Source organism: Geothrix sp. SG200 (assembly GCF_022808935.1).
GTDB classification, from domain to species: domain Bacteria; phylum Acidobacteriota; class Holophagae; order Holophagales; family Holophagaceae; genus Geothrix; species Geothrix alkalitolerans.
This window is the reverse complement of sequence record NZ_JAKZFR010000002.1, coordinates 331,825-352,197: the sequence shown is the minus strand read 5'-3', so window position 1 is coordinate 352,197 and position 20,373 is coordinate 331,825. Positions and strand designations below refer to the sequence as shown.

At 68.5% G+C, this 20,373-nt stretch carries 20 protein-coding genes and 1 tRNA gene; 13 read left to right on the top strand and 8 right to left on the bottom strand.

Annotated features, from left to right (window positions below):
• The first annotated feature begins 2 nt into the window (after nucleotides 1-2).
• Nucleotides 3-1,286: a 3-isopropylmalate dehydratase large subunit gene (locus ML539_RS07005; RefSeq protein WP_243321986.1), complete on the top strand. Its 1,284-nt coding sequence runs from the start codon at nucleotides 3-5 to the stop codon at nucleotides 1,284-1,286.
• A 13-nt stretch (nucleotides 1,287-1,299) separates the two neighbouring features.
• Entirely contained in the window at nucleotides 1,300-1,791 is a 492-nt protein-coding gene (locus tag ML539_RS07000; RefSeq protein WP_243321985.1) for a 3-isopropylmalate dehydratase, read from the top strand.
• Nucleotides 1,792-1,932: 141 nt separating this feature from the next.
• On the opposite strand, the gene tpx is transcribed toward ML539_RS07000, so the two are convergent.
• Nucleotides 1,933-2,478 carry a thiol peroxidase gene (gene tpx, locus ML539_RS06995; RefSeq protein ID WP_243321984.1) on the bottom strand — a complete coding sequence of 182 codons (546 nt, stop codon included), beginning with the start codon at nucleotides 2,476-2,478 and terminating at the stop codon, nucleotides 1,933-1,935.
• Between the two features lie 154 nt (nucleotides 2,479-2,632).
• Here tpx and ML539_RS06990 point away from each other — a divergent pair, with 154 nt between their 5' ends.
• Nucleotides 2,633-3,712 (top strand): histidine kinase, encoded by a 1,080-nt coding sequence (locus ML539_RS06990; RefSeq protein WP_243321983.1) that lies wholly within the window; start codon nucleotides 2,633-2,635, stop codon nucleotides 3,710-3,712.
• On the top strand, nucleotides 3,709-4,461 hold the full coding sequence (locus ML539_RS06985; protein WP_243321982.1) for a LytTR family DNA-binding domain-containing protein: 753 nt from the start codon (nucleotides 3,709-3,711) through the stop codon (nucleotides 4,459-4,461). The genes ML539_RS06990 and ML539_RS06985 overlap by 4 nt, the downstream gene beginning before the upstream one ends.
• 48 nt (nucleotides 4,462-4,509) lie before the next feature.
• Here the strand turns inward: ML539_RS06985 and ML539_RS06980 are convergent, their stop codons facing one another.
• A complete protein-coding gene (locus ML539_RS06980) occupies nucleotides 4,510-5,079 on the bottom strand; it encodes a hypothetical protein (protein WP_243321981.1) in 570 nt (189 codons plus the stop codon).
• Nucleotides 5,080-5,299: 220 nt separating this feature from the next.
• Here ML539_RS06980 and purD point away from each other — a divergent pair, with 220 nt between their 5' ends.
• On the top strand, nucleotides 5,300-6,604 hold the full coding sequence (purD, locus tag ML539_RS06975) for a phosphoribosylamine--glycine ligase (RefSeq protein ID WP_243321980.1): 1,305 nt from the start codon (nucleotides 5,300-5,302) through the stop codon (nucleotides 6,602-6,604).
• A gap of 32 nt (nucleotides 6,605-6,636) precedes the next feature.
• Here the strand turns inward: purD and ML539_RS06970 are convergent, their stop codons facing one another.
• A complete protein-coding gene (locus ML539_RS06970; RefSeq protein WP_243321979.1) occupies nucleotides 6,637-6,984 on the bottom strand; it encodes a hypothetical protein in 348 nt (115 codons plus the stop codon).
• A gap of 24 nt (nucleotides 6,985-7,008) precedes the next feature.
• Nucleotides 7,009-7,896, bottom strand: a complete 888-nt coding sequence (locus tag ML539_RS06965; protein WP_243321978.1) for a 3-hydroxybutyryl-CoA dehydrogenase — start codon at nucleotides 7,894-7,896, stop codon at nucleotides 7,009-7,011.
• Between the two features lie 122 nt (nucleotides 7,897-8,018).
• On the opposite strand from ML539_RS06965, the gene ML539_RS06960 reads away from it, so the two are divergent.
• The gene (locus tag ML539_RS06960) at nucleotides 8,019-8,501 is read left to right on the top strand and encodes a DinB family protein (protein ID WP_243321977.1); all 483 of its coding nucleotides are present in this window, start codon (nucleotides 8,019-8,021) and stop codon (nucleotides 8,499-8,501) included.
• A gap of 70 nt (nucleotides 8,502-8,571) precedes the next feature.
• Nucleotides 8,572-9,024, top strand: coding sequence for a nucleoside deaminase (locus ML539_RS06955; RefSeq protein ID WP_243321976.1), 453 nt, complete (start codon nucleotides 8,572-8,574; stop codon nucleotides 9,022-9,024).
• 17 nt (nucleotides 9,025-9,041) lie between these two features.
• On the opposite strand, the gene speA is transcribed toward ML539_RS06955, so the two are convergent.
• Complete coding sequence (speA, locus tag ML539_RS06950) at nucleotides 9,042-10,931, bottom strand: biosynthetic arginine decarboxylase (protein ID WP_243321970.1); 1,890 nt, start codon at nucleotides 10,929-10,931, stop codon at nucleotides 9,042-9,044.
• 92 nt (nucleotides 10,932-11,023) lie between these two features.
• Nucleotides 11,024-11,968 carry a tRNA epoxyqueuosine(34) reductase QueG gene (gene queG / locus ML539_RS06945; protein WP_243321968.1) on the bottom strand — a complete coding sequence of 315 codons (945 nt, stop codon included), beginning with the start codon at nucleotides 11,966-11,968 and terminating at the stop codon, nucleotides 11,024-11,026.
• Nucleotides 11,969-12,090: 122 nt separating this feature from the next.
• On the opposite strand from queG, the gene pgsA reads away from it, so the two are divergent.
• Genes pgsA through ML539_RS06930 form a run of 3 tightly spaced genes read left to right on the top strand, consistent with a single transcriptional unit; the run spans nucleotide 12,091 to nucleotide 14,108 of the window.
• On the top strand, nucleotides 12,091-12,744 hold the full coding sequence (gene pgsA / locus ML539_RS06940; RefSeq protein ID WP_243321966.1) for a CDP-diacylglycerol--glycerol-3-phosphate 3-phosphatidyltransferase: 654 nt from the start codon (nucleotides 12,091-12,093) through the stop codon (nucleotides 12,742-12,744).
• Nucleotides 12,745-13,383, top strand: a complete 639-nt coding sequence (locus ML539_RS06935; RefSeq protein WP_243321964.1) for a DUF502 domain-containing protein — start codon at nucleotides 12,745-12,747, stop codon at nucleotides 13,381-13,383.
• On the top strand, nucleotides 13,380-14,108 hold the full coding sequence (locus ML539_RS06930; RefSeq protein ID WP_243321962.1) for an SDR family oxidoreductase: 729 nt from the start codon (nucleotides 13,380-13,382) through the stop codon (nucleotides 14,106-14,108). The genes ML539_RS06935 and ML539_RS06930 overlap by 4 nt, the downstream gene beginning before the upstream one ends.
• A 126-nt stretch (nucleotides 14,109-14,234) precedes the next feature.
• On the opposite strand, the gene ML539_RS06925 is transcribed toward ML539_RS06930, so the two are convergent.
• Nucleotides 14,235-15,458, bottom strand: coding sequence for an MFS transporter (locus ML539_RS06925; RefSeq protein ID WP_243321960.1), 1,224 nt, complete (start codon nucleotides 15,456-15,458; stop codon nucleotides 14,235-14,237).
• A 60-nt stretch (nucleotides 15,459-15,518) separates the two neighbouring features.
• Here ML539_RS06925 and ML539_RS06920 point away from each other — a divergent pair, with 60 nt between their 5' ends.
• Together ML539_RS06920 and ML539_RS06915 are read left to right on the top strand one after the other, a co-directional pair.
• Complete coding sequence (locus tag ML539_RS06920) at nucleotides 15,519-16,748, top strand: FAD-dependent oxidoreductase (protein WP_243321958.1); 1,230 nt, start codon at nucleotides 15,519-15,521, stop codon at nucleotides 16,746-16,748.
• A 17-nt stretch (nucleotides 16,749-16,765) separates the two neighbouring features.
• Nucleotides 16,766-16,842, top strand: a tRNA-Arg gene (locus ML539_RS06915).
• A 133-nt stretch (nucleotides 16,843-16,975) separates the two neighbouring features.
• Here ML539_RS06915 and ML539_RS06910 read toward each other — a convergent pair.
• Nucleotides 16,976-17,656, bottom strand: a complete 681-nt coding sequence (locus tag ML539_RS06910) for an SOS response-associated peptidase (protein ID WP_243321956.1) — start codon at nucleotides 17,654-17,656, stop codon at nucleotides 16,976-16,978.
• A gap of 233 nt (nucleotides 17,657-17,889) precedes the next feature.
• On the opposite strand from ML539_RS06910, the gene ML539_RS06905 reads away from it, so the two are divergent.
• The gene (locus ML539_RS06905; RefSeq protein WP_347710746.1) at nucleotides 17,890-20,352 is read left to right on the top strand and encodes a prolyl oligopeptidase family serine peptidase; all 2,463 of its coding nucleotides are present in this window, start codon (nucleotides 17,890-17,892) and stop codon (nucleotides 20,350-20,352) included.
• Nucleotides 20,353-20,373: the final 21 nt, after the last annotated feature.

The window sequence follows — 20,373 nt, the reverse complement described above, 5'->3', positions numbered from 1 at the left end:
CCATGGGCATGACCGTTGTCGAGAAGATCCTGGCCCGCGCCGCCGGCCAGGCCACGGTGAAGGTGGGGGATGTGGTCGAGCCCAAGGTGGACCTCGCCATGTCCCACGAGAACGCGGCGCTGGTGATCAACCAGCACAAGGAGGTGTTCGAAGGCACGGGCCTGGCGCCGAAGGTGTGGGACCCCTCGCGGATCGCCATCATCTTCGACCACCGTGTGCCGGCGGAGTCCCCCAAGACCGCGACGAACCAGAAGAAGATCCGCGAGTTCGTAGCGGCCCACGGCATCGCCAAGTTCCACGACGTGCGCGGCGACGTGGGCGGCATCTGCCACCAGATCCTGCCGGAGTACGGCTATGTTCGGCCGGGCTACGTGGTGGTGGGCACCGACTCCCACACCACCAGCCACGGGGCTCTGGGCGCCTTCAGCTTCGGCATCGGCGCCACGGAGATGGCCTCGGTCTGGAGCCTGGGGGTCGCGGTCAACATCGAGGTGCCGGCCACCATCAAGGTGGTGGTGAAGGGCGAGTTCCCGCCCATGGTGGGGCCCAAGGACCTCATCCTCCACCTCATCGGGAAGCTCACGGCCCAGGGCGCCAACTACAAGGTGCTCGAGTTTCACGGCGAGACCATCCGAAAGATGAGCACCAGCGGCCGCATCGCCATCTGCAACATGAGCGTCGAGGCGGGCGCCACCTCCGGCATCGTCCCCGGCGACGAGGAGACCCTGCGCTACCTCCGGGAGGAGGCCGGCGTCACGGAGGCCATTCCCTGCGTGACCCCGGATGCGGACGCCGACTACTGCCAGGTGGTGGAGATCGATGTGTCCGCCCTGGCCCCGCAGATCGCCTGCCCCCACATGGTGGACAACGTGAAGCCCGTGGAGCAGGTCGCGGGCACCAGGGTCCAGCAGATCGTCATCGGCAGCTGCACCAATGGCCGCCTGGACGACCTGGAGGCCGCCGCCGCCATCCTGCGCGGCAAGAAAGTGGCCGAAGGCACCCGCATGCTGGTGTTCCCCGCCTCCAGCAAGATCTTCGCGAAGGCCCTGGACCGGGGCATCGTCCACGACCTCATGAAAGCGGGTGCCGTGGTGATGAACTCCGGCTGCGGTCCCTGCCTGGGCGTGCATGAAGGCGCTCTGGGCGACCACGAGGTGGCCCTCAGCACCACCAACCGGAACTTCAAGGGCCGCATGGGCAACCCCACGGGCGAAGTCTACCTCTGCAGCCCCGCCGTGGCCGCCGCCTCCGCCATCACCGGCGTCATCACCGATCCCCGCAAGTAGAAAGGAGCCGGCCATGTCCAAGGTCATCATCGCGCTCGGCAATGACATCAGCACCGACGACATCTACCCCGGCCGCTTCATGGCCACGGTGCTGCCGACGGAAACCCCCCAGTTCGCCTTCTTCGACCGCACGGAGTTCAACGCGCAGCTCAAGGCCAAGGCCTTCCCGCCGGGCTCCATCATCGTGGGCGGCGAGAACTTCGGCTGCGGCTCCAGCCGCGAGCAGGCCTGCTCCACCCTGAAGGGCCACGATGTGGCCGTCGTGGCGAAGAGCATCGCCCGCATCTTCCTCCAGAACAGCATCAACCTGGGCCTCCAGGTGGTGATCTGTCCCACCCTCGAGGCCTGTGAGGGCGACGACCTGGAGATCACGGCGGACCAGGTGGTGAACAAGACCACAGGCAAGATCTACGACCAGGTGAAGCTCCCCGCCGCCCGCAAGGGCATCATGGATGCCGGCGGGTTGATCCCCTACACCCGGGCGCGGCTGATGGCCAGAGCCTGATCCGGCAAGGATTCCGTCAAAGGCGCGAAAGCAGAAACAAGGGCACGTAGAAGGGCCGACCGGCCTCGCTTCGTGCCCTTCCTGCGCCCGCAGGGCGCATTCGTGCCCTTCGCGGAGGTCTTTTTCAGGTCGGCGCTGCGCCTATTCCGAAGTCTCCAGCGCATCCTCCGGACAGGGATGGTGGTGGCTCCGGATGGCGTGGACGGCCAGATCGTAGTCGGGTTCCTTCGTGAGCTCCGGCACCAGCTCCGTATGGATGATGGTGCCGTTCTCGTCCAGCGCCACCACGGCCCGGGCCAGGAGGCCGCGCATGGGCCCGTCGATGAGGGTGACCCCGAACTGCGCCCCGAATTCGGGGTGGCGGAAGGCGGACATCGGTTGCGCCCGTTCCAGCCCACGGGAGCCGCAGAAGAGGTCCTGCGCGAAGGGCAGGTCCATGGAGACGCACAGCAGCACCGTATCGCTCAGATCCTGCGTCAGGGTATTGAACTTGCGCACGCTCTCCGCACAGGTCGGCGTGTCCAGGCTGGGGAAGATGCTCAGCAGGACGCGCTTTCCCTCCAGATCCACACTCGTGGTGTCGCGAAGGTCCGTGCGGGTGAGGGCGAACACAGGGGTGGGGGAACCGACTGCGGGCAGCTCGCCGCAGGTATGGGTGGCGGTGCCGTTCAGGGTGATCGTGGCCATGGGGACCTCCCGGCGCGCACATGCTACTCCCAATGGAGAATTCCGGCACGAATTCTTGACCGAGCGGGGCCCTCGGGTTGGTCTCGCCCCTGATATGCCTCGGCTCACCCCACCTTTCCTGGCGGAAACTGCTTCGCGTTCCTAGTCTTGGACCATGGAACCCACGCTCGGCAAGTGGCGCTGGTACTGGAGCATCTGGGGCCTGATGGGCCTCTACATGGCCACCTGGGACATGGCCATGTATCCGGCCGCGCCGGTCCTGCGGCTGCTGGGGATGAACCTCCTCCAGAACGGGGCCTGGGGACTGCTGGGTCTCCTCCTCATCCGGCTGGCGGACCGGAAGCCCATCGAGTCCTTCGCGTGGAGCCAATGGCGCACCTGGGGCCTGCACCTGCTGGCCAGCGTCCTGGCGGCCACCCTCGGGTTGTTCCTGGCCTACCTGATCTCCCTGGTCGTGGAAGGAGGCGGGAGGCACCTGGATCTCGCGACAGTCCGGAAGGGGCTGCCCCGGTTCTACCGGGCCTACTTCCACACGAACCTGCTCTTCATGTGGGCGGTGGTGGCGGCCTTTCACGGGTTGAGGATCTACCGGAAGTACCAGATTCGCGAGATCGAGGCCGCCAGACTGGAGGCCCGGTTCGCCGAGGCCCGGAACCAGGCCCTGTGCATGCAGCTCCAGCCCCACTTCCTCTTCAACACGCTCAACTCCATTTCCGCCCTGGTCCATACGAACCCTGATGGGGCGGACGATATGATCAGCCGCTTGGGGGACTTCCTCCGGATGACCCTGGAGGCGACACCGGACCAGATGGTGCCGCTGTGGAAGGAACTGGCCTTCATCCAGGCCTATCTCTCCATCGAGCAGGTCCGTTTCCAGGGCCGCCTGCGGGTGGAAGTGGATGCGCCCTCCGTGTTGCAGAACCTGCGGGTGCCCAGCTTCATCCTCCAGCCCCTGGTGGAGAACGCCCTCAAGCACGGCCTTTCGGACCGCCAGCAGGGCGGCACGCTCGGGCTGCGGGCTTCGCGGGATTCCGAATGCCTCGTGCTGGAAGTCCGGGATGACGGTACGGGCTACCGGCCGGGCCGGGAAGGGGTGGGCCTGAGCAACGTCCGGGCCCGCCTGGGATTGATCTACAAGGGGCTGTATCACCTGGACATCCTCGGTGTGCCCGGCCGAGGCACCCTGGTGGCGCTCCGGCTGCCCCTCGGGGATGCCGTCGGGGGCGTGTCATGAATCTCCGGGCCCTGGTGGTGGATGACGAGACGCTGGCCCGGCAGCGCATCCGCCATCTGCTCCGCCGGTCCACGGACATCGAAGTGGTCGGGGAATGCGCCAACGGCCTGGAGGCGGTGAAGGCCATCGAGGAGCTGGTCCCGGACCTGGTGTTCATGGACATCCAGATGCCCGAGCTGGATGGCTTCGGGGTGGTGGAGGCCATGGGCGCGGATCGCATGCCGCCCACCCTCTTCATCACGGCCTACGATCAGCACGCCCTCCGGGCCTTCGAGGTCCATGCCGTGGACTACCTCCTGAAGCCCTTCTCGCCGGAGCGGTTCCACCATGCCCTGGAGCGTGCGCGGCGCTGGTGCCGGTCATCCACCCGTGAGAAGGGGCAGGATTTGGAGGCTCTCATGGCCGGCCTGCGCCGGGATCGGCCCTGGGCAGATCGCCTCCTGGTCCGGCAGGGGGACCGCCACGTTCTGGTGAGGACGGACGCCGTGCAGTGGATCGAGGCGGAGGACAACTACGTCCGCCTTCATGTCGAAGGCACCTCGCACCTGGTCCGGCAGACCATGGCGGGTCTCCTCGCAAGGCTCGATCCAGCCCGGTTCCGGCGGATCCACCGTTCCGCCATCGTGAACCTCGACTGCATCCGGGAGTTCCAGCCCTGGAGTGGAGGGGACCACCTGGTGATCATGCGCGACGGCACCCGCCTGACCCTCAGCCGGACCTACCGGGACCAGTTCGGCGAGTGGCTCTGACGCAGGAAGGCCCGGCGCCGGGCCGGGCCTTTCTGCGCGGGGAGCGGGTCACTCCGGGGCGAGGACCGAGACGGTGGCCATGCCCGCCTCGCGGAGCACCAGTGCGCCCTTTTCGGTCATGGCGCGGCTGGGCAGGATGACGTCCACGATCCCGATGAGGCGGTCCGTCACGAGCAGCTCGCCGTTCGTGCCGTCACCCACGCTGAACACGGCCCCCTGCTTCAGGGCCACGGGGGTGGTCGCGATGGCGGGTACGCCCCGCCTCCCGAGCTGGGAGATGGCCTGGGTGGCGCCGATGGAACCATCCCGGAACATCCGGTCCCCGGGCAGCAGCACCAGGTAGTCCGCATGGTGGTTGGCGATGAGATGGGCGGCGGGGACGGCCTTGTCCCAACTGCGCGCGTCCACCACGGTGATGAAGGCGCCTTCGCCGGCCGCCCGGGCCAGGGCCAGCACGGCCTCCTGACTGGCCGGGTAGTCGCAGATCACGCCAATGTGCTGCTTGGCAGGCCAGGTGGTCTGGGTGGTCTTCATCAGCGGGCGGAAGTCCTCGGCCTGGAGGGCCAAGCCGACGAGGGCCGCCGCGGCCACCACGAGGGATGCGGAAATGCGGTTCATGATGCCTCCGGAAGAAAGGCGGTCGGGGACGGATCCCCGCGACGGGTGGAAGGGAGCCCGAACGGTGTCCGACGGGCGGGGTGAACGCCGCCAAACATGAGCGGCCGTCTCAGCTCAGGCCATGGATCTGGGACGAACAGGCCCAGATGGGGGTGAGGGGCTTCTTTCCGGGGGTGGGTCCGGCCCTGCTCCGGGCGATACTTGGGGTTCGGAGGCACCCATGAAAATCCTGATCCTCGGCTCGGGCGGACGGGAACACGCGCTGGCGCTGAAGCTCAAGGCTTCGGCCACCCCGGTGGAATTGGTCTCCGCGCCGGGCAGCGATGCACTGGCGGAACTGGGGACCTGTGTGGCGCTTGACCTGGCCTCACCGGCCGCCGTGGCGGCATGGTGTTCCGCGAACCGGCCGGACCTGGTGGTGGTCGGTCCCGAGCTGCCCCTGGTGGCCGGGGTGGCCGATCTGGTGCGCTCCCTGGGCATCCCCGTGTTCGGCCACGACGCCGCCACGGCCCGCCTGGAGGGCAGCAAGGCCTTCGCCAAGGCTTTCATGCAGCGCCATGGCATTCCCTGCGCAGCCAGCGAGACCCTGACCGACCTCGCCGAGGGCGTCGCCCTGATCCGGGGCTGGTCCTACGGCTATCCCATCGTCCTCAAGGCCGACGGCCTGGCGGCGGGGAAGGGCGTGGTGCTGGCCCAGAGCGAGGCCGAGGCCCTGGAGACTTTCCGGGCCTTCCTCGAGGGCCAGTTCGGGGACGCCAGCCGCACCGTGGTCTTCGAAGAACCCCTGCACGGCATGGAGCTCTCCCTGCACGTGCTGGTGGACGTGGACGCGAGCCACGCGGCCTACGCCATGCTGCCCGCCTGCCAGGACCACAAGCGCATCTTCGAAGGCGACCACGGCCCCAACACCGGCGGCATGGGCGCCTTCGGGCCCATCCCCTTTCTGCGATCCGAGGATGTCGAGCGGATGCGGGTCGAACTGGTGGAGCCCACCGTGCGCGGCCTCCAGAAGGATGGCCTCTCAGGTCGGGGCGTGCTGTTCCTGGGCGTCATGTGGACGGCTGCAGGCCCCCGGCTGCTGGAGTACAACGTCCGGTTCGGCGACCCGGAGACCCAGGTGCTCATGCAGCTGCTGGACGAAGACCTGGCGGCCCTGCTGCTGGAGGTGGCCGAGGGACGGCTGGCTTCGCGTGAGCTGAAGCTGAAGGCCCATACCGCCATCACCGTGGTGCTGGCGGCGGAGGGCTATCCGGAGGGCGCCAAGAAGGGGGTGCCCATCTCCCTCGGAGCGCCCGGCGTCACGGTGATCCACGCAGGCACGCGCAAGGAGGCGGGGCAGTGGCTCACCCACGGGGGGCGCGTCCTGAACCTGGCCACGTCCGCGCCGGATCTGGCCGCGGCCCGCGCCGCCATCGAGGCGGCCCTGCCGCAGGTCCACTGGCCCGGCATGCAGGTCCGCCGCGACATCGGCCTCAAGGCCCTGCGGCACGCCCAGGCGGGCAAGACCGTCCGGGACCGCTGGTGATATCCCTGGTGAGAACAGGTGAGTCCGGTTTCCTACCGGTTCTGGAGGAACCAGGCCGCCAGTGTGAAGAGCGCAAGGATCAGGGTGAGGGCCCCGGCCGCGCGGTGGATCCGCGGGATGGCGGCCCGGGTGCTGCGGCCTTCGCGCCAGGCCAGGGCCGCCCGGCCCAGGAGCAGGGTGGTCCCGGCCACAGCCAGTAGGGCCAGCCACAGAAGGATGTGGCGGAGGGCCAGGGCCCGGGGGTGCAGGACCACCCGGAGCAGCACCACGGTCACGGTGGCTGCCATGAGGTGCCCATGGAGCCGGTGGTCCCCCCGCTGGACGGCACGCAGGGCGAAGCCCAGCAGGATGGCGGCGGGGATGAGCAGGAGATCCAGCATCCGGGCCAGGGTACCCCAGGTGGTTCAGAGCGGGAGCGCTTCCAGGCGCTTCTCGCCTTCCCAGCGGTAGAAGCCCGCGCCGGACTTCCGGCCCAGGCGACCGGCGGCCACCAGCTGGCGCAGCACCGAAGGCGCCTTGAACCGGGGCTCCCCGAAGGCCTCGAACAGCACCTCGGCCACGCTCTGCATGGTGTCGAGGCCGATGAAATCGCTGAGGTGCAGAGGGCCCATGGGATGGCCGCAGCCCAGCTTCATGCCCGTGTCGATGTCGTCGACGGTGGCGAGCCTCTGCTCGGCGCAGCGGATGGCATCCAGCAGATAGGGCACCAGGAGGCGGTTCACCACGAAGCCCGGGGCGTCCGGCGCCAGCACGGCGGTCTTGCCGAGCCGCTGGACGAAGCCCTTCAGGGCGGCCAGCGTGTTGCCGTCCGTGGCCAGGGTGCGGACGATCTCCACCAGCGGCATGGCGGGGACCGGATTGAAGAAGTGCAGGCCCGCCAGGTTGGGCAGGCGGCCCGGCGCCAGCACCGGGCTGAGGTGGGCGACCGTGAGGCTGGAGGTGTTGGTGCAGAGAATGGCGTTCGGCTCCATGACCTTGTCCAGCGCGGCGAAGGTCTCGAGCTTGAGGTCCATGCGCTCCGGCACGGCCTCCACCACCAGGTCGCAGGCGGCCAGCGCGGCGAAGGTGAGGGTGCCGTGGAGTCGGCGGGCGAAGGTGGTGCTCTGGTCCTCGGTGATCTTCCCCTTGGCCACGGCGCGGCCCCAGGTGTCCTGGATCCGCGTCAGGCCCTTGGCCAGCAGGGACTCGTCCACCTCCTTCACCCAGACCTCGCAGCCTGTCTCGGCCGCGCACTGGGCGATGCCCGAACCCATGAGTCCACAGCCGACAATGCCGATGCGCTGGATGTCCATGTCGCTCCCCCGTTGGAATGGTGATGGTCTGGTCCCCATTCTCCGACGATTGGGATCCGGGCGGAGCGGTGACCTGGGGTAGGGTGCTTCCGCTATGATCGGCCAGTGCCCGGGGGGTGCCCATGACCGGCCTACTGAGAGATCTGCTTGGCCACCAGGCCTGGGCGGATGCGATGTTCTTCCATGCCTGGGGCAAATCGGGTCTCACGGAGGATCCCGAGCTGCGGACCAGGACCAGCCATCAGGTGGATGTCCAGGAGGCCTTCCTGGACATCCTCAAAGGCGGAACGCCGCCATCGGAGGAGCCGGCCGTGGGTGCCTTCCCGGACCTGCTGCGCCGGTGCCGTTCGGCCCACGAGGCCTTCCGGGCGCTGGGTCGGGGCCTCGATGAGGCCTCTCTGGCCCGCGTCGTGCGGGTGCCGTGGTTCCCGGATCCGCCCTGCCTGGTCTCCGTCGGAGAGGCGCTGGCCCAGGTCTGCCTGCACTCTCAGCACCACCGCGCCCAGAACATGGCCCGCCTCAAGGCCCTGGGCGCCGGGGCGAAGAACGTGGACTACATCATCTGGCTCTGGAAGCAGCGGCCTGAACCGCGCTGGGATCTTTGAACGCGGTGAACATGGGACGGAGCCATCTCTGGGGAAGCCGATGAGGATAGACGGGAGTGCCCTGCGATTCATGCGACGCGCGATCGACTTGTCCCGCATTCACATGGAAGCGGGCGAGGGCGGACCGTTCGGCGCGGTGATCGTGAGGGGCGACGAGATCCTGGGGGAGGGTTGGAACCAGGTCACGACGGGCCATGACCCCACCGCCCATGCGGAGGTGGTGGCCATCCGGCAGGCCTGCGGGCGCCTGGGCACCCACCAGCTGCGGGGGTGCGAGATCTACACGAGCTGCGAGCCCTGCCCCATGTGCCTGGCGGCCATCTACTGGGCCCGCCTGGACCGCGTCTGGTACGCCAACGACAGGGCCGACGCAGCGGCCATCCAGTTCGACGACGACTGGCTCTACCGCGAGCTGGCCCTCCCTCTCGACGCGCGCAGCCTGCCCGCCTTCCAGCTGCTCCGCGAGGAGGCCCTGCCCGTCTTCCACGCCTGGATGCAGAAGCCCGACCGAACCCCCTACTGAGAGCCGATAGCCGACCGCTAAATTTCCAGATACGTGTGCAGGTTCCGCTCTTCGGTGAGCAGCGCCCGCAGGGCTTCGGCGGCATCGCTCTTGGCGCTGGCCCTCCGCTTGGTCTGGGGCCCCTGGATCAGCACGTCGGGATCGTAGTGGACACTGCGGAGCACATGGTCCACCGTGTCGCCCTTGACGAGGTGCTGCACCTTGAAGGTGTCGTCCTCGTGCACCACGATGTGGGCTTCGTTCGGGGCGCCGAAGAGGTTGTGCCTCATGCCCAGGATGTCCTGGTAGGCCCCGGTCAGGAAGAAGGCCACGTAGTAGGACTCGCCACCGCGGGGCTCGTGGAAGGGGAGCTCGTCGCGCACGTCCTTCAGGTCGATGAACTTCTCCATCTTCCCGTCGCTGTCGCAGGTGATGTCGCAGAGGGTGGCCGACAGGCCGGGCTTCTCCTTCAGACGGTGGATGGGCATCACCGGGAAGAGCTGCTCGATGGCCCAGTGGTCCGGCATGGTCTGGAAGATGCTGAAGTTGGCGATGAGCTTGTCCGCCAGGCTCTTGTTCAGGTCCTGGAACTCCTCGGGCACGTACTTCAGGCTCTTGCTGCTGAGGATGCGGGAGAGCTTGCGGCAGACTTCCCAGAAGAGCGTCTCGCCCTTGCTGCGGTCCTCCAGGCCCAAGTAGCCCAGGTTGAAGAGGGTGAGCAGCTCGTCCTTCTGGGTGATGGCGTCGTGGTACATCTCGGCGAAGTTCTTCACGGAGATGTTGTCGCGGGTGTAGGCCAGCTCCTTGAGGATCTGGGGCTCGTTGCCGGTGAGGGTCACCGTGTACTTGGTGTGCGTGGTGTCGATGAGGCCGATGATGTCCACCACGACGACCTCGTGGTAGGCCACGATGGCGCGACCGGACTCGCTGAGCAGGTCCGGCATGGGCACCTGCTCCTGGGTGCAGATGTCCTTGGTGGTGTAGACCACGTCCGCCGCATACTCGCTGATGGTGTAGTTCATGGAGCTGCTGAAGGTGGTCTTGCTGCCGTCGTAGTCCACGCCCAGGCCGCCGCCCACGTTGAGGTAGCGGATGGGCACGCCCAGCTTCCGCAGCTTGGCGTAGATGCGGGTGGCCTCCTTCATGGCCGACTTGATCTTGCGGATGTCGGTGATCTGGCTGCCGATGTGGAAGTGCAGCTCAATGACGCTGTCGAGCAGGTCGCGTTTCTCCAGCACCTCGATGGCGTCGAGGATCTCGCGGGTGGTCAGCCCGAACTTCGCATGGTCACCGGCGCTGGTCTCCCACTTGCCGCTGCCCTGGGCGTTCAGCTTGGCGCGGAGCCCGATGAGGGGCTCGACCTTCAGCTCCTTGGCCACCTTCAGGATCAGGGGCAGCTCGGTCATCTTCTCGACGGTGATGACCACCTTGCGTCCGGCCTTGCGGGCCAGCAGGGCCATGCGGATGAAGGACTCGTCCTTGTAGCCGTTGCAGAGCACCAGGGCCTCGGGATGCAGGTCCTGGCTGAGGGCGATGATCAGCTCGGGCTTGGAGCCGGCCTCGAGCCCGTAGTGGTACTTGTTGCCCGAGCGGATGATCTCCTCGACCACTTCCTTGGTCTGGTTGGTCTTCACCGGGTAGACGCCCTGGTAGCCGCCCTCATAGCCGAACTCGATGATGGCGCGCCGGAAGGCCTCGTTGACCTCCACCACGCGGTGGTCCAGCACCTGCGGGAAGCGCAGGTTCACGGGGGTGCGGATGCCCTTCTTCTTCAGGTGCTGGACGATCTCGTAGACGTCGCAACTGAGGGACTCGTCCTTGGTGGGCGTGATCTCCAGATGGCCCTTGGCATTGATGCCGAAGTAGCCGTTCCCCCACTCCTTCACGCCGTACAGGGTCGCGGCGTCCTGGACCGTCCAGTGCTTCATGGGCATCCGAGGTGCCTCCTCAAATCCGGGGCGGCCACCTTCGGCCGGAAGTTTGTTTATAGGAAAAAAAGCCAAGCATTACCAATGAAAATTCACGGGTTCAGAATTCTGGCCAGGGTCGCCCGCCAGTGGCGGTCCCTCACGCGCCTCAGGGCGGTCCGCCGGGTGAGTTTCCGCCACTGGGCGGCGCCCCGGGGGAGGTCCTCCGCCGGGCGGGTGTGCAGAGGGCTGGGGCCGCCCCAGAGGGCCGGATCGCCCCAGACCGGGGCCCGGTTCCAGGGGCAGACCTCCTGGCAGGCGTCGCAGCCCGCCGCCCAGCGGCTCGAAGCCAGGGCGGCGGCGATGTCCGGGGGCGGCTCGGTCTCGGTCTCGATGGTGTAGGTGGTGAGGCAGCGGGCCGGGTCCAGGCGGAAGGGCGAGAGAGCCTGGCTGGGGCAGGCCTCCAGGCAGGCGGTGCAGGTTCCGCATTGCTGGGTTCCAAAGGGCTCGTCCGGGGGCAGCTCCACGGACAGCAGCAGCGCCCCCAGGAAGCCCCAGGAGCCGTCCTTCTCCGCGATGAGGAGGGTGTGCTTCCCCTGCCAACCCAGGCCCGCCCGGGCCGCCAGCTGGCGCTCCAGCAGGGGGGCCGTGTCCACGCAGACCCGGCCCTCCAGGCCCGGCCAGCGGGATTGGGCCGCTTCCAGCAGCCGAGCCAGGCGGGGCTTGAGGATCATGTGGTAGTCGGGGCCCCAGAGGTAGCGGCTGAGCCTGAGGCTGCCGGGAGCCGCGCCGGGGACGGCGTTGGGCCGGGCATAGGGGAAGAAGCCCACCAGGGCCGTGCGGGCCTGGGGCCAGAGGGCCATCGGGTCCAGGAGCGTGGCCGGGTCCAGGTAGGGAAGCAGGGCACCCCGGTCTTCCTGGAACCAGGCGTGGAGATGCCCTTCCTCGTCCCGGAAGGGGCCGCAGGCGGCGAACCCCGCCCGGGCGAACCCGGCGGCCAGGGCCTCGGATCGAAGCCAGGCCCTGAATGCCAGCGGTTCCGGCTGTTCGACTGGCACGCGGCGGTCTCCTCCCGGGGATATCCTCGCCCCCGGATCTCCGGATGTCACGGCCTTCCGGGCCTGCACGGCGGCTCCCACCGGAAAAGGCGGTAGGCTGGATGTGGAGCCGAACGCCCGCCATGAACCTGCCCAACGTCCTGTCGCTCGCGCGGATCCTCATGGTCCCTGTCCTGGTCGTGGTGCTCATGACCAAGGTGACGAACCACGAGGTCATCGGCGTGCTGGTGTTCTGGGCGGCCTCCATCACCGACGCCCTGGACGGCTACTTCGCCCGGCGCTGGAAGCAGGTGACCACCCTCGGCAAGCTGCTGGATCCGCTGGCGGACAAGCTGCTGGTGTCCGGGGCCCTGATCTCCCTGGTGGAGCTGAACCTGGCGCCGGCCTGGATGACCTTCATCATCCTGGCCCGGGAGTTCGCCGTGACGGGCCTGCGGGGGATCGCCAGCGAGGAGGGCATGACCATTCCGGCCGGCACCATCGGCAAGTGGAAAATGGGCTTCCAGGTGGCCGCCATCTCCTGCCTCATCCTCGGTCCCAGGCTCGACTACTGGCTCTACGAATGGACCCACAAGGACATCTTCCACCTCTTCATCCAGCTCAACCGGCCCTACAGCTTCTTCTGGGGCATGGGCGTGTTGCTCCTGTGGGGCGCCGTCATCCTCGCCATCTGGAGCGCCATCTCCTACTTCCACGGCTTCTGGAAGGTGGTGGGCCCCAGCATCATGGCCGAGGATGGCCGCCTGACCGGAAACAAGGACACCGAAGGACACTGAATGATCCGCAAGTATCTTCTCGCTGGCCTCTTCACCTTGCTGCCCCTCGTCGTGACGCTCTGGATTCTCAAGGGCATCTTCACGGCCCTGGTGGGCATCTCGCGCGAACCGCTCACCTGGGTGGCCCACCTGACTCACATGCCGGACCCGCCCACCTGGGCGCTGGCCGCGCTTTCCGCCCTGGTCACCATCCTGCTGCTGGTGGTGGTGGGCGCCCTGATGGGCAACTTCATGGGCCGCCAGCTGCTGGGCTGGATGGACGAGCTGATGATGTCCCTTCCCGTGGTGAAGACCGTCTACGGCGCCACCCGGCAGCTCATGGGCGCCATCCAGTCGGGGCAGGGAGGCAGCTTCAAGGAAGTGGTGATTGTGGAGTGGCCCCATCCCGGGTCCCACACCCTCGGCTTCGTGGCCAGCCGGGACTGCTCCTGGGCCATCCCCGGGGGGCAGAACCTGATCGCGGTCTACATCCCCACCGCTCCCAACCCCACCTCGGGCTATGTGGTGATGATCGAGGCCTCCAAGGTGCAGCCGGCGGACCTCAGCGCCGACCAGGCCCTGACCTGGGCCATCAGCGGCGGGGTGGTGACCCCGCCCCGTCCGGGCACGGGCTCCTTCCGGGTGCCGGGGAAGCCATGAGCGCCCTCCAGGGGCGGCACCTCCTCGTCACCGGCGCCGGCAGCGGCATCGGACGCGCGGCGGCACGCCTCTTCCGGGACCGAGGCGCGGACCTGATCCTGGCGGGCCGGCGCCTGAACACGCTGCGGGAGACGCTTCCCGACGCGGTCCACGTGGTCCTGGATCACAGCGACGACGCAGCCGTGGCCGCCTTCGCCCGCGAGTGCCCGGAGCTGGACGGGATGTTCCTGAACGCGGGCGGACTGCTGCTGGGCTCCGTGGAATCGACGCCGGTGGCCGATTTCGATGCCGCGATCGCGGTGAACCTCCGGGGCCCCTGGCTCATGGCCCACCATCTCGGCCCCCGCCTGAAAGATGGCGGCAGCGTGGTGCTGGTGGGCTCCAACATCGGCCTCCGGGCCATCCCGGACAGCGCGGCGTATAGCGTGGCCAAGGCCGGGGTCCACATGCTCGCCAAGGTGCTGGCCCTGGAGTGGGCGCCCCGGCGCATCCGCTGCAACGCCATCGCCCCGGGCCCGGTGCGCACGGACATGGTGGATGCCCGCCTGGCCGCGAGCTCGGATCCCGAGGGCGACCTGGCCGCGCTGTCGGCCGTGAATCCCCTGAAGCGCCTGGGCACCGAGACTGAAGTGGCTGCGCTGGCGGCGCACCTGCTGGGTGGCGAGAGCGGGTGGACGACGGGATGTGTGATTCCGATTGATGGTGGTGCCGACGCGGTCTACTAGGCCCGCTGGCCAGGTGATGCTCAACGGTGCGGGGGCCCCTCTCGGGAGGCTGCCGCGCAGCCTCCACTCGCGACCCGCATCCGCTTCGCGATGGTGGCGCCGACGCGGTCTATTAGGCCCGCTGGCCTATTCCACGAAATCCAGGTCCCGCCCGTGGGTCTCGGCCATGCCCCACAGGGAGATCAGGGCCAGGGCGAAGCAGACGCCGCCCACGGTCCAGGCGGAGCCGATGTAGCCGAGGTGGCCCCGCAGCATGACGAAGCTGCTCGTGATGAGGGGCACGGCGCCCCGCACGAAGTTGGGCACGGTGGTGGCCACGGTGGAGCGGAGGTTGGTGCCGAACTGCTCGGCGGCGATGGTGACGAAGACCGCCCAGTAGCCCGTGGCCAGGCCCAGGAAGCCGGCCAGGGCGTAGAAGGCCGCCGGCGTGAGGCCGTGCAGGGTGAGGTAGACGGCCACTCCGGCCAGGGCCCCGAGGATGAAGAGCAGCACCACCTTCTTCCGGCTGCCCCACACCTGGCTGAGGATGCCCGAGGCCAGGCTGCCCAGGGTGATGCCGCTGTAGCAGAAGGCCACTGCCGTGCCCGCGCTCACCGGGCCCGTCACCCCGACCTTGGGGGCGAACTCCGGCGCGGAGGTGATGAGGATGGCCACTACGAACCAGGTGGGCAGCCCGATGAGGATGCAGCGCAGGTAGCGCAGGAACCGCTCGCCCTTCGTGAAGAGGCTGAAGAAGTCGCCGCGCTTGACGTTCTGGTGCCCCAGGTCGCGGAACATGCCGCTCTCCCGCAGTCCGAAGCGGGTGGCCAGCAGCAGCAGGCCCAGGCCGCCTCCGGCCAGGTAGGCCACGCGCCAGGGCAGGTACTTCCCCACCAGGCTGGCGGTCACGGTCCCGAAGATCCCCACGCCCGCCACGATGGCCGTGCCGTAGGCCCGCAGGTCCGTGGGCAGGATCTCGCTCACCAGGGTGACCGCGGCGCCCAGCTCGCCCGCCAGCCCGAGGCCCGCCAGGAAGCGCCAGACCGCGTAGGCGGGGATGCCGTGGACGAAGGCGTTGGCGATGTTGGCCACGGAGTAGAGGGCGATGCTGCCGAACAGGGTACTCAGCCGTCCCTTCTTGTCCCCCAACACGCCCCAGAGGATGCCGCCCAGCAGCATGCCCACCATCTGCGCGTTGAGCAGCAGGAAGGTGGCCGAGACCTGCGCGTCGCCCTGGGGCACGCCCAGGGCCGTGAGGCTGGGCTGGCGCACGATGGGGAAGAGCAGCAGGTCGAACATGTCGACGAAGTACCCCAGGGCGGCCACGAGGACCGTGAGGTTCAGGATGGCGCGGAGTCTCGACTGGGTCATGGAGGCCATTGAACCATACGAATCCTGGTGGAATCCCGGCACACTGCTTCCGAGGTGATCATGGACATGGCCTGGCCCGCCCCACCGCAGGGATCCTGTTCCCTCCCCGCCCGCCTGGAGGCCGAGGTGGCCATCCTGGGCGCCGGCATCCACGGCGCGGCCCTGGCCCGGGAGTTGACGCTCCGCGGCGTGTCCTGCGCCCTCGTGGACCGGGGCGAGGTGGGCGGCGGCACCAGCCAGTGGTCCAGCCAGCTCCTGCACGGCGGCATCCGCTACATGCTCACGGGAGACATCCGCCAGATGCGCGAGGGCCTGGCCGAGCGCGCGACCTGGGCCCGCATCGCGCCCCGCCGCTGCCGCTGGGAGGCCTTCTGGATGCCCCACCGGACGCGGCTCGAAGGACTCGCCCACCGTGTGGGCATCGGCCTCTACGACTTCTGGGGCTCCGAGCGGCCCGGCTGGCCCGCGGACCTGCGCCTCGGCCGCGTGCCCAGGCCGGACTTCCTGATCGATCCGCGGGCCACCCTCGGTCCCTTCCGCGGGGCCACGGCCTACGCGGACCTCATGACCTGGGACCGGGACCTGACGAAGGACCTGGCGGCCTCCAGCGAGGCATTGACCCTGGATTTCCACGAGGCGGAGCGGTTCGAGCAGGACAGCGACGGCCTGAAGCAGCTCCACCTCGTGGATCGCCGGGACGGGTCCCTGCGCCAGCTCGCGGCCCGCCGCTGGGTGTTCGCCCTGGGGCCCTGGACGGACGGCGCCATGGCGCGCTGGTTCGGCGAGACGCGGAAGCGCCTGCGCCTGTCGGCCGGGATCCACCTCTGGTTCGACGCGGTGCCCGGCTGCGAGCGCCCCTGGGCCATCCGCCGGCCCAAGGGCCGCATCCTCTTCGTGATCCCCCGGGACGGCATGCTCCAGGTGGGCACGACGGAACGGGAGGTGGCGGACGGCTGGGCGCCCATCCTGGAAGCCGAGCGGGAGGAGCTGTTCGGGGCCCTGGAGGCCAACCTGCCCATCCTCCCCTGGCGCGAGATGACCGTGCGGGCCGAGGAGTTGGGCGTGCGACCGCTGGTGGCGGCCCGGGGCGCCACGACCCACCTCAGCCGGGAGGCCGTGCTCGAGCGCCACGCTCAGTTCAGGAACCTCACCCTGGTGCTCGGCGGCAAGCTCACCACCGCCCGCGCCCTCATGGACCGCCTGGCCACCGACCTCACCGACCGACCCTGCGACGCCTCCCGCACCGCGCCCCTGCGCCTTTGGGATGGACAGCCGCCGCAGATCCGGTAGAATCATTCTTTCAGTGCGGTCCCGTAGCTCAGCTGGATAGAGCATCAGACTACGAATCTGAGGGTCGGGCGTTCGAGTCGCTCCGGGACCACCACTTATTTCAGCACTTAGGCTCACCCGAACCGGTGGGCCTTTTTCATGTCTTCGGCTTCAGCCTGCGTACAGCCTGCATGCGGGGCAGCCGCTTTCTGTCGTCCCTTCGGAGGCCGCTCTGCTTGGCCACCGGGTCAGGTCCGAATTGGAACGATCAGCTCGGGTCTATCGTTCCGCACATCGCCGACGTCCGATCCCACGGGGTGGGCGGCCATCTGGTCGGCGGGGAAGGGCGCCAGCAGGGGGCGCAGCTCGCTTGTCTGGGCCGCGGGATCCAGCCAGAGGGACCAGGCCTCGGGGGGGAGGATGACGGGCATCCGGGCGTGGATGGCCGCCATCAGGGCGTTGGCCTCGGTGGTGATGATGCAGGTGCTGATCATCAGCTCGCCGCTCGGGCCGTACCAGTCCTCCATCAGGCCCGCAAAGGCGAACGGCTCTCCGGGGTTCGTGGGGTGGATGTAGAAGGGCTGCTTGGCTCGGCCCTCCGCCTTCCACTCGTAGAACCCCGAGGCGGGGATCAGGCACCGCTTGCGCCGGAAGGCGCCCCGAAACGATGGCTTCTCCTCCAGTGTCTCGGCCCGGGCGTTGATGGGCTTGGCGAAGGCGTTGGGATCCTTCACCCAGCCGGGAATGAGGCCCCAGAAGGCCACGTCCGCCACGCGCTGGTCCCGTTCCGGGCGCACGATGACGATGTACCGGCCTGGAGCGAGATTGTAGCCCTCCCGGATCGTGAAGCCGGGCGGGACCAGACCGAATGCCTCGGCCAGGGACTCGGCGGTGAAGGTGAAGGTGTAGCGGCCGCACATGGAGTGCATGGTGCCCGAAAAGCCCTTCGGAGGCCTCCCCGGTGCGGGGCCGGGCGCGCTCCTGGAGGCTTGATCCGATCCTCCTGTGGAATTCGCCCCCATCCAGGCGGAGATGGGCTGGTATGTATAGGGTTCCACCCAGGATGACAGCGCGGTCTTGTGACCGGTCGATCGCCTCTGATCCCTTTTCATGGAGGAAGCCTTTGTCCAGGAACCATGCATTCCAGCGTTCGGCCGCGTGGCTGGGCCTCTTGAGCCTCACGCCGGCCCTGGTCTGGGCCCAGGCCAAGCCGGCGACCGGCTACAGCCAGCCCCCGAAGGCAATCCTGGAGGCCATGCGGGCCCCTTCGCCGGCCTCCCCCAGCATCAGCCCCTCCCTCGACCGGATGCTGCTGGTGTCCTGGGAGGACTATCCCTCCATTTCCCGCGTGGCCACCCCCTACCTGCGCCTTGGGGGCGTCCGCGTTGAACCTGGAAACCACAGCAAGCACGACACGCCCGGGGGCTACGGCATTCCGCCGGCGGTCCGCAGCTTCGAGTTGGTCCGCATCCCGGATGGCGCGACCACCAGGGTGCAGCTGCCGGCGGGCGGCATTGTGCAGGCCCCTCAGTGGAACGCGACCGGAACGGCGTTCGCCTTTTCCCGGGTGACCGACCATTCCGTGGAGCTGTGGGTGGGGGACGGCACCACGGGCGCCGTGCACCAGATTCCCGGGGTCTGGGTCAACCAGATGCTCGGCGGCGACGTCCAGTGGATGCCCGACCAGAAGACCTTGGTGGTGAAGGCGGTTCCGGCAGACCTGGGCAAGGCGCCCGTGGCGCCGGCCGTGCCGCCTGGCCCGAGCATCCAGGAGTCCATGGGCGGAAAGGGGCAGAGCAGCACCTACGAGACCCGGGACACCCTGGGCAGCCCCCATGATGAGGACCTGTTCGACTACTACGCCACGGCCCAGCTGCTGCTGGTGAACGCGGAGACGGGTGCCGCGACCCCGATCGGGACCCCTGACCGCTACCTGCAGGTGCGCTCGGCGCCCGACGGGCGACACCTCCTGGTGACCGCGCTGCGGAAGCCCTACTCCTACGTGACCACCTTCGACCGCTTCCCCAAGGAGGTCACGGTGTGGGACATCGCGGTCCCCGGGGCCGTCGCGAAGCAGCCCATCGCCTCCCTGCCGCTGGCCGACCGCGTGCCCATCCATGGCGAGCCCCTCGGCCCTCGGCAGTTCTCCTGGCGGCCCACGGAACCGGCGACGCTGCTCTGGGTGGAGGCCCTCGATGGCGGCGACTGGAAGGTGAAGGTGCCCCACCGGGACAAGGTCATGGCCCTGAAGGCGCCCTTCACCGGGGCGCCGGTCGAGCTCTTCCGCACGGAGCAGCGGTACCAGGGCCTGCAGTGGGCCGCGAGGCCCGGCGTGGCCCTGAGGTATGAATACGACCACAACCGCCACTGGCAGCGGACCTTCATCGTGAATCCGGACGATCCGAAGCAGGCGCCCCGGAAGCTCTGGGACATGTCCACGGAGGAGCAGTACGCCGATCCGGGTTCGCCGGTCATGAGCATCCGGCCGGACGGCACCAGGGTGCTCCGGCAGGAGGGCGACGCGATCTTCCTGCGGGGCGGCGGCGCGTCGCCGGACGGGGACCGCCCCTTCCTGGACCGCCTGGACCTGCGCACCCTCAAGTCGGATCGGCTGTTCCGCTCCGGCAAGGTGGAATTCGAGCAGTTCGTGGGCTTCACGGGCAAGGACTCGAAGCGGTTCCTCACCTGGCACCAGTCGCTCCTGGATCCGCCCAATGCCTACCTCCGCAGCCTGGGCAAGGGTGTGAAGGCCGAGGCTGGCGAGGCGGCCTACACGTCCACCCGGAGCGCCGTGACGCACATCCCCGACCCGACGCCTGAGATCCGGAGGATCAAGAAGCGGCTGGTCAAGTACAAGCGCGCGGACGGAGTGGACCTGTCCTTCACGCTCTACACCCCGCCGGGCTACCAGGAGGGCACCCGGGTGCCGGCCATCCTCTACGCCTACCCCCTGGACTACGCGGATCCCTCCAAGGCGGGACAGGTGAGCGGCTCCCAGTACACCTTCACGCGGCTCCGGAACTACCGGCTGCTGCTGCTGGCGGGCTACGCCATCATCGACAACGCCTCCTTCCCGATCGTGGGCGATCCCACCAAGGCCTATGACACTTACCTGGAGCAGCTCGTCGCCAACGCCAAGGCGGCGGTGGACAAGGCCGTGGAGCTGGGCGTGGTGGACCGCGACCGCATCGGCGTCACCGGCCACAGCCACGGGGCCCTGATGACCGCGAACCTGGTGGCCCACTCCGATCTGTTCAAGGCGGGCGTGGCCACCAGCGGTTCCTATAACAAGACCCTGACGCCCTTCGGATTCCAGAATGAGCGCCGCTCCGTGTGGGAAGCCCCCGAGGTGTACCGCAAGGTCTCGACCTTCTTCTCCGCGGACAAGCTGAAGACCCCCCTGCTCATCATGCATGGCGCCGACGATGCCAACCCGGGGACCACGCCCCTCCAGGCCACCAAGCTCTACGAGGCCATCCGGGGCAATGGCGGCACCACGCGCCTGGTCATGCTCCCCTTCGAGCCCCACTGGTACACCGCCCGGGAATCGAACGAGCAGCTCCTCTACGAGATGGTCCGCTGGTTCGACACCTACGTGAAGACGGCAGGGAAGCCTCAACCCTGAGCCTTGCCCGGGGTTCCTTCC